This window comes from Streptomyces sp. NPDC032161, from assembly GCF_040636995.1.
Lineage (GTDB): Bacteria > Actinomycetota > Actinomycetes > Streptomycetales > Streptomycetaceae > Streptomyces.
The window spans coordinates 23,703-32,444 of sequence record NZ_JBEZVN010000049.1 but is presented as its reverse complement, the minus strand read 5'-3'; the positions used below and the strand labels follow the sequence as shown (position 1 = coordinate 32,444).

The following is an 8,742-nucleotide window of genomic DNA, read 5'->3' as shown; positions in this document are numbered from 1 at the left end:
GCACTCTCCCTCGGCTGGGGCCTCTGGGAAGACCGCAGCAGCATGACCGGCAACCTCACCAACACCGACCTCCACCGCATGACCCGCCACGGAGTGTCCGGGCTGTCCGCGGCCGAGGGGCTGGCGTTGTTCGACGCGGCGTGCGAGTCGGGTGAGGCGCATCTGCTGCCGATCCGGCTCGACGTCGCGGCCCTGGGGCGGTCCCTCGACGGGGGGCCCATACCGGCGTTGCTGCGCGGGCTGTTCCGGCGCCCGGTGCGCCGTGCCGCCGCGCGGGAGGGGGCGGAGTCGCAGGGCGGGTCCCTGGTCGCCCGGCTGGGCGAGTTGGAGCCTGCCGAGCGTGTGGAGGTGGTGCTGGGCCTGGTGCGGGAGCACACCGCAGCGATCCTCGGATACGCGGGCGCGGGCGGCGTCGAGGCCGAACTCAGCTTCAAGGAACTGGGCTTCGACTCGCTGACGGGTATCGAGCTGCGCAACCGGCTGGCCCCGGCCACCGGGCTGCGACTGCCCGCCACGCTGGTGTTCGACCACCCGAGCCCGTTCGAACTGGCCCGGCACATCGTCACCGAGGCCCTCGGCGACGAGCCCGGCCCTGTGGCCGGCCCGGCGCAGCAAGGTGCCCAGGACGAGGACGCGGTGGCCGTCGTGGCCATGGCCTGCCGCTATCCGGGCGGGGTGCGCACCCCGGAGGACCTGTGGCGGCTCGTGCACTCCGGCGGCGACGCCATCTCCGGGTTCCCGGACGACCGCGGCTGGGACACGGAGGCGCTGTACCACCCGGACCCGGACCACCCCGGCACGACGTACGCGGTGGAAGGCGGATTCCTGTACGACGCGGCCGGGTTCGACGCGGGCTTCTTCGGGATCTCGCCGCGCGAGGCCCTGGCCATGGACCCGCAGCAACGGCTGCTCCTTGAGATTTCCTGGGAGGCAGTGGAACGGGCCGGTATCGACCCGCGCACCCTGCGCGGCAGCCGTACGGGCGTGTTCGCCGGGGTCATGTACCACGACTACGGCACACAGGTGACCGAGGTGCCGGAGGGTCTGGAGGCGTTCCTCGGCAACGGCAGTTCCGGCAGCATCGCCTCCGGCCGGGTGGCGTACCACCTGGGACTGGAAGGCCCGGCGATCACCATCGACACCGCCTGCTCCTCCTCGTTGGTCGCCCTGCATCTGGCCGCGCAGTCGCTGCGCAACGGCGAGTGCTCCCTGGCGCTCACCGGTGGTGTGACCGTTATGACCACACCCGGCACCTTCATCGGGTTCAGCCGGCAGCGCGGTCTGGCCCGCGACGGGCGCTGCAAGGCGTTCGCGGCCTCTGCGGACGGCACCGGCTGGGGCGAGGGCGCGGGGGTCCTGCTGCTGGAGCGGCTGTCGGACGCCCGGCGCAACGGCCACCCGGTGCTGGCGGTGGTCCGCGGCAGCGCGGTGAACCAGGACGGCGCGAGCAACGGTCTCACCGCCCCGAACGGGCCCGCGCAGCAGCGGGTGATCCGCCGGGCCCTCGCCAGTGCCGGGCTGACCGGCGCGGACGTCGACGTGGTCGAGGCCCATGGCACCGGCACCACTCTCGGCGACCCCATCGAGGCACAGGCCCTCCTCGCCACCTACGGCCAGGACCACACTTCCGAACATCCCCTCTGGCTCGGCTCGTTGAAGTCCAACATCGGCCACACCCAGGCCGCCGCAGGCGTCGGCGGAGTCATCAAGATGGTCATGGCCATGCGCCACGGCCTCCTCCCCCGCACCCTCCACGTCGACACACCCTCCACCCACGTCGACTGGGACTCCGGCGCAGTATCCCTGCTGACGGAGACCACCGAATGGCCGGACACGGGCCGTGCGCATCGCGCGGCTGTCTCCTCCTTCGGTATCAGCGGGACCAACGCCCATGTCGTACTGGAGCACGCCGAGCCGGACGACAACCCGGCCACGGAAAGCGAGCCGGGTGGTGTCGTCCTGCCGTGGGTGCTGTCCGGCAAGAGCGCGGCGGTCTTGCGCGCGCAGGCAGCCCTGTTGCGGGACTTCGTACAGGAGCGGCCGGAGCTGACCGCCGCGCAGGTCGGGCTGTCGCTGGCCACGACCCGGTCGGCGTTCGGGCACCGGGGTGCCGTGCTGGCCGATGACCCGGCGGACCGGCTCGCGGCTCTCGACGCGCTGGCCCGTGGCAAGGACTCGCCGTTCGTGGTGCGGGGTGCGGGCAAAACCGGCCACAGGGTCGCCTTCCTGTTCTCCGGGCAGGGCACCCAGCGGGCCGGGATGTGCCGGGAGCTGTACGCCTCCTCCGGGGTGTTCGCCGCGGCCTTCGACGAGGTCTGCGCGCACTTCGGTCCGTTGCTGGAGCGGCCCCTGGCTGATGTGGTGTTCGCCGAGTCCGGCACCCCGGACGCGGAGCTGCTGGACCGTACCGAGTACGCGCAGCCCGCGCTGTTCGCCGTAGAGGTGGCGCTGTTCCGGCAGTTGGAGGCGTGGGGGCTGCGGCCGGAGCTGTTGGCGGGGCACTCGATCGGTGAACTGGCCGCGGCGCATGTCGCCGGCGTCTTCGATCTGCCCGACGCGGCCAGGCTGGTGGCGGCGCGCGGCCGACTGATGCAGTCGCTGCCCGCCGACGGGTCCATGACCTCGCTGCAGGCGGCGGAGGACGAGGTGCTGCCGCTGCTGGCCGGGCGGACGCACGAGTTAGGGGTCGCCGCGGTCAACGGGCCTTCGGCCGTGGTTGTTTCGGGCCGCGCGAGTGCCGTCGAGGAGATCGCCGCGCACTTCGCGGGTCTGGGCCGCAGGACCCAGCGGCTGCGGGTCAGTCACGCCTTCCACTCGCCGCTGCTGGACCCGGTGCTGGAGGAGTTCGCGGCGGTCGCGCGTGAGGTGTCGTATCGGGCGCCGGGTATCCCCGTCGTCTCCGACGTCACCGGGGAGACTGCTGCCGACGGGCTGCTGGAGGACCCCGGCTACTGGGTGCGGCACGCGCGGGAGGCGGTCCGTTTCGCCGATCAGCTCACGCATCTGGAGAAGGAGGGCGTGACCGCGTACGTCGAGGTCGGCCCGGACGCCGTGCTGGCCCCGATGGCCCGCGAGAGCCTGGGCGGTCATGCGCTGGTGGTGCCCGTCCAGCGGCGCGACCGTGCCGACGCCGTCACGCTGGGCACGGCCGTCGCCGAGCTGCATGTCCATGGGGTGTCCCCGGACTGGAAGGCGGTGTTCGCCCCCACCGGCGCCCGTACGGTCGATCTGCCGACGTACGCCTTCCAGCGCAGCGCGTACTGGCTGCCGTCGGGGCCGACCGTGTCGCGGGCCTCGACGCCGATGGCCCGCAGCGGTGACCTGGAGCGGCGCTTCTGGCAGGCCGTCGAAAGCCGGGATCTCGGTGCCCTGGCCTCGCTGCTCGACGTCGACTCCGCCCAGGAGGCCGACTCCCTCAACGCCGTGCTGTCGCTGCTGGCGGCGTGGGACCACGGCAGGGCTACGGCCGGCACGCTGGAGGACGCCCCGGAGCCCGAGGACGACGGGGACCTGGCACAGGCTCTGGCCGGGGCGTCCGAGCAGGAGCGGCCCGCGCTGCTGCTGGACGCGGTGCTGTCCGCCGCGTCCGCGGTGCTCGGGCACGCCGATCCGTACGCGCTGCCGGCCGACCAGGACTTCCTCGACGCCGGTTTCGCCTCGCTGACCGCGGTGGAGCTGAGCGGACGGCTCACCAAGGTCACCGGCATCGACCTGCCGCCCACGCTGATCTACGACCACCCCACGCCGGCGGAACTCACCGCGCATCTGCACGAGGAGATGAAGAGGACCGCGTCATGACCCCCACACGTACAGAGAGCCCCTGGGTCCGCCGCTATCAGTCGGCGCCCGCCGACGCCGTCACCCTGGTCTGCTTCCCGCACGCCGGCGGCTCGGCCACGTCGTTCCACCCGCTGTCCCGGGCGCTGGCCGGGCGGCTGGACGTGGTGGCCGTGCAGTATCCGGGCCGTCAGGACCGCCATCAGGAGCCCGCGTTCGAGGATCTGCACGAGCTGGCCGACGCCGCGTTCGAGGCGGTCGTCGAGGCCGTAGGCACCGACCAGCCGCTCGCCCTGTTCGGGCACAGCATGGGCGCGTCCGTCGCCTTCGAGGTGGCCTCGCGGCTGGAGCAGCGGGCCGGTGTGAAGCCCGTCTCCCTGTTCGTGTCGGGGCGCCGGGCGCCGTCCCGGCACCGCAGCGAGGATCTGCACCGCAAGGGCGACGACGCTCTGCTGCGGGAGATCCGCGCCCTGGACGGCACCGCGCAGGCGGCGCTGGACGACGAGGACATCGTGCGGATGTTCCTGCCGTCCCTGCGGGCCGACTACAAGGCGATCGAGCGGTACCGCGGAGCGCCGGGCGCGACGGTCGGCTGCCCCGTCGTAGCGCTGACCGGCGACACCGACCCGAAGACCACCGTGGAGGAGGCCGGGGCCTGGCAGGAGCACACCACCGGCCCCTTCGACCTGCGGGTCTTCCACGGCGGTCACTTCTTCGTCTCGGAACAGACCGACGCCGTCGCCCAGGTGCTGTCCGGGCAGCTGGACCGGTTCCGGTGAGCACGGCCGCGCTGGTCGCCCACCCGCGCCGACCTGGGGTCGCAAGGGGTCGGCTAGGGGTTATCCGGGTCGGGAGGCGCACATAGCGTGACCGCGAATTCACCGTTCTCCACGGCTTCCACGGCCACAACGACATCAAACGCACTGTTTTCCAATGCATTTAGGGGAGCCCGAACCATGACCGAACCGCAGACGTGGCGGGTCCTCGGGAACGCGGAAGCGCACGAGTTGGTGCTCGCCGTGGACTTCGACGCCACCGGCCGCGCCGAGGGCCGCTTCACTGATCTCGCGGCGGGTCTGGCCGACCTGCCCTTCTCGATCTGGGAGACAGTTCCCCAGGAGGCGGGCACCGGTACCGGTGGTACCGGTACCGTCGAGCGGTGGCTGGAGGAGGTGGCGGCCGACGGCCGCCCGGTCCGCGCGGTGTTCGGCTTCTGCGTCGGCGGCGTCTACGCGGGCGCGATCGCGCAGCGCGTCGCCGACCGGCAGAGCCAGGCACCCGCGCTCGTGCTGTTCGACCCCGAGCAGTCCGGCCCGCTGACGCTCTACTCGCAGTTCCACAAGGTCCTCGACTCCATGTCCACCCTGCTGAGCGACGAGGAGACCGCGCAGGCTGCGGCAGAGGCGCGGCGGGCCCATGAGCAGCACACCGAGATGGCCCCGCTGGGTGCCGAACTCCTCGATGTGTACCGGCGTACCGCCAAGCCCGTCTTCGACCGGCTGGAGCTGGACGAGAAGCGGCAGGCGGAGTTCACCGCGGTCTTCGCCTCGTTCGTCGGCTATCTGATCGCGGCCGCAGCGATCGACCCGTTGTCGGCGTGGCGGGGGGCCGTCGTCGTCACGTCCTCGTCGCCCACGAGCGGCCTGAACGGCTCCCGCGGGGCCGGGCAGGACATCACCGTGGGCCGGGAGCTGCGTGTGGACGTCCCGCATGTCGATCTGCTGCGCGACCCGGGTGTCACCCGCACGGTGGCCGAGCTGCTCGGCACGGAGACGCGCGGCTGAGGAGCCACGCGCCTCCGCACCCGCATACCCCACAGGCGGATTCCCGCGAATCTACGGACGCGAATCTACGGAACGGTTGGAATGCCAGAAGCAACGCAACCCCGGTCCCTCCCGGCTGACAGCAAGGAGCACGCCCTCTGGCTCCTGGACGAGCTGGTGCCCGTCAAGGGCGTCAACAACCTCTCCGTCGCCCTCCAGGCAGACGCAGCTCTGTCGGCCCCCGCGGTCCAGGGCACGGTCGACCTGCTGCTGCGCCGGCACGAGGCCCTGCGCACGATGTTCCGGCAGGAGGAGGCGGGCCTCACCAAGGAGGTCCTCGACACCCTGAGGATCGACGTCGAGCAGCTGGAAGCGGAGCCAGACGAAGTCACCTCTGTCGTGGGTGAGTTCATCGCGCGGCCCTTCGATATCGACGGGCTGCCACTGGTGCGGGCCGCGCTGGTGAGGTGCGCGGACGGTGACGCGTTCTGTCTGGCCGTCCATCACCTCGTCTTCGACACGGTCTCCGGCGCGGTCCTGCTGGACGAGTTCACGGCCGGGTACACGGCGCTCGCGGCCGGTGCCTCGCCGCCCGCCGAGCTGCTGACCGCGCAGCCGCCGTACCGGGAGCCCGCTCCCCGTCCGGCCGCCGTGGAGTACTGGCGCGGGCAGCTGGCCGGGGCCGATGCCGCGGGGCTCGCCCTGTGGTGCGACAGCGAGGACCTGCCCGAGCCGACCCTCACCGGTGACCAGATCACGGCCGATCTGTCGCCGCGGGCGACCGAGGTGCTGCGCCGGCTGCAGAAGGAGCTGCGCGCGCCGGAGGCCGTGGTGCTGCTGGCCGCGTACGGGCTGCTGTTGGCCCGGCACGGCTCGGGGCCCGACCTGGTGGTGGGCACCCCGGTCAATGTCCGGGCGCGGGAGGCGTCCAGGGCCGTCGGCTACCACGTCAACACCCTGCCGCTGCGCATCCCCGTCGACCTCGGCGGCGGCTTTCGGGACCTGGTGCGCACGGCCCGCGACGCGTTCCTCGGGGCGGTCGCCCACGCCGATGTCCCGGTCGACATCCTGACGCCGGAACTACGCAGGGACGGAGGCGTCTCCTGGCGCAACACCGTCTTCCGGCATCTGTTCAACTACGTTCCGGACGAAGGCCGTACGACCTTCCCGCTCGCGGACACCACGGCCCGCAGGCTGCCCGTGGAGAACGGGTTCAGCAAGTTCGACCTCGAGTTCTTCTTCCTGTCCTCCGCGGACAGGGTGACCATCCGGGCCGCGTACTACACGCAGATCCTGGACCGGACGGACGTGCAGGGCCTGCTCGAACGCTTCGAGTCGCTGCTGCTGGCGGCCGCGGACGGGCCGGACCTGCCGATGCACGGACTCCCGCTGGCCGGCCCCTCCGACCTGGCGGTCCTGGCCGCCGCCAACGACACCGCGCGCCCGGTGGAACCGGCCGACGTGCTCACGGCGGTGCGGGAGCGGGTGGCGCTGGCGCCATCCGCGCCTGCCGTCGTGGGCGGCGGCCGCAGGACGACGTACGCCGCATTGTGGGGGGCCGCCGAACACACCCGGGTCGTCCTGGCAGACGCCGGTGTCGGGGCCGGTGACATCATCGCGCTCGCGGCGCCCCGCGGGCTCGAACTCGCGGCCGCGGCCCTGGGGGTGTGGCTGGCCGGCGCGGTGTATCTGCCCGTCGATCCGGAACACCCCGCCCAGCGTCTGGCGTACGTCCTGGAGGACTCCGGGGCGCAGGCGGTGCTCACGGCGCCGGGCGTGGAGCTGCCCGAGGGGGTCCGGGCGCGTGTGCTGCCGCTGGGGCCGGTCGCGCAGGACGGGCCGCTCCCGGACTCCCCGGCGAGCGGGCCCGATCCGGACTCCTGCGCGTATCTGATCTACACCTCCGGTTCGACGGGGAAGCCGAAGGGCACCCTGATCAGCCACCGCAGCCTCGCCAATGTGGTGCAGCACTTCGCCGAGGAGCTGAAGGTCACCGCGGAGGACTCCGTGCTGTGGCTGACCACTTTCGCCTTCGACATCTCCGCGCTGGAGCTGTTCCTGCCGCTGGTCTGCGGCGGGCGGCTGGTCGTAGCCTCCGACGAAGCCCGTACCGATGGCCGTGCCCTGCTCGGTGAGGTGGTCGCGCACGATGTCGGCATCGTGCAGGCCACGCCGACGACCTGGCGTGTCGTCGCCGACGCGGCCGACGGCCGGCTCGCGGGCAGGCGCCTGGTCTGCGGCGGGGAACCGCTGCCGTCCGCGCTGGCCCGCACCCTCGCGGCCTCGGGCGGCTCGCTGCTCAATGTGTACGGCCCCTCCGAGACGACAATCTGGTCCACCTCGGGCACGGTGCCGGCCGAGGTGACCCGCGTGAACGTGGGCCGCCCGATCGCCAACACCCGGGTGTTCGTGGTCGACCCGGACGGCCGTGAGCTGCCGGTCGGTGTGCAGGGCGAGCTGTGCATCGCCGGGGCGGGTGTAGCGCTGGGCTACCACAACCGCCCCGAGCTGACGGCGGACCACTTCCGCGACCATCCCACGTACGGGCGCCACTACCGCACCGGCGATCTGGCCCGGCTGCGGCCCGACGGCAGCGTCGAGCTGCTGGGCCGGACCGACCGTCAGATCAAGCTGCGCGGCCATCGCATCGAGCTGAGCGAGGTGGAGGCGGTGCTGCTCGACCATCCGGGCGTGCGGGATGCCGCCGTCGTGGTGGTGGGCCGGGGCGGGGCGGACGCGGCCCTGGTCGCTTTCGTGGAGACCCCGGACGACTCGGCCGAGCTGGACACGGCCGGGCTGACCGCCCATGTCCGGTCCCTGCTGCCCTCCGCCGCCGTACCCCAGGAGATCGTGGTGCTGGAGTCCCTGCCGACCACCGCCAACGAGAAGCGGGACCATCTCGCGCTGACCCGTCTCGCGGAGCAGCGCCGCTCGGAGCGCGGCGCGGCGGCCGAGGCCGCGCCGGAGGCCCAGTCGGGTACAGCCGGGCAGTTGCTCGCCCTGTGGCAGACCACGCTCGGCCGGACCGACATCGGGCCGGACGCCAACTTCTTCGACAGCGGCGGGCATTCGCTGCTGGGCGCGCAGCTCGTGCAGCGCATCGAGAAGACGCTGGGCGTGCCGGTGCGGCTGACCGACCTGTTCGCCTATCCCACCCCGCTCGCCATGGCCGAGCATCTCGAAGCCGGAGCCTGAGAAAGAC

At 72.5% G+C, this 8,742-nt stretch carries 4 protein-coding genes; all 4 read left to right on the top strand.

All coding sequences use genetic code 11. The features are described from left to right. Positions 1-3,798, top strand: a 3,798-nt coding sequence (locus AB0E67_RS33695) for a beta-ketoacyl synthase N-terminal-like domain-containing protein (protein WP_362034165.1), incomplete at its 5' end; no start/stop codon positions are given. Beyond that, entirely contained in the window at positions 3,795-4,556 is a 762-nt protein-coding gene (locus tag AB0E67_RS33690; RefSeq protein WP_351635626.1) for an alpha/beta fold hydrolase, read from the top strand. The genes AB0E67_RS33695 and AB0E67_RS33690, both read left to right, overlap by 4 nt. 177 nt (positions 4,557-4,733) lie before the next feature. Further along, on the top strand, positions 4,734-5,561 hold the full coding sequence (locus AB0E67_RS33685) for a hypothetical protein (RefSeq protein WP_362034162.1): 828 nt from the start codon (positions 4,734-4,736) through the stop codon (positions 5,559-5,561). A gap of 81 nt (positions 5,562-5,642) precedes the next feature. Then, the gene (locus AB0E67_RS33680) at positions 5,643-8,735 is read left to right on the top strand and encodes an amino acid adenylation domain-containing protein (RefSeq protein WP_362034159.1); all 3,093 of its coding nucleotides are present in this window, start codon (positions 5,643-5,645) and stop codon (positions 8,733-8,735) included. Positions 8,736-8,742 lie beyond the last annotated feature (7 nt).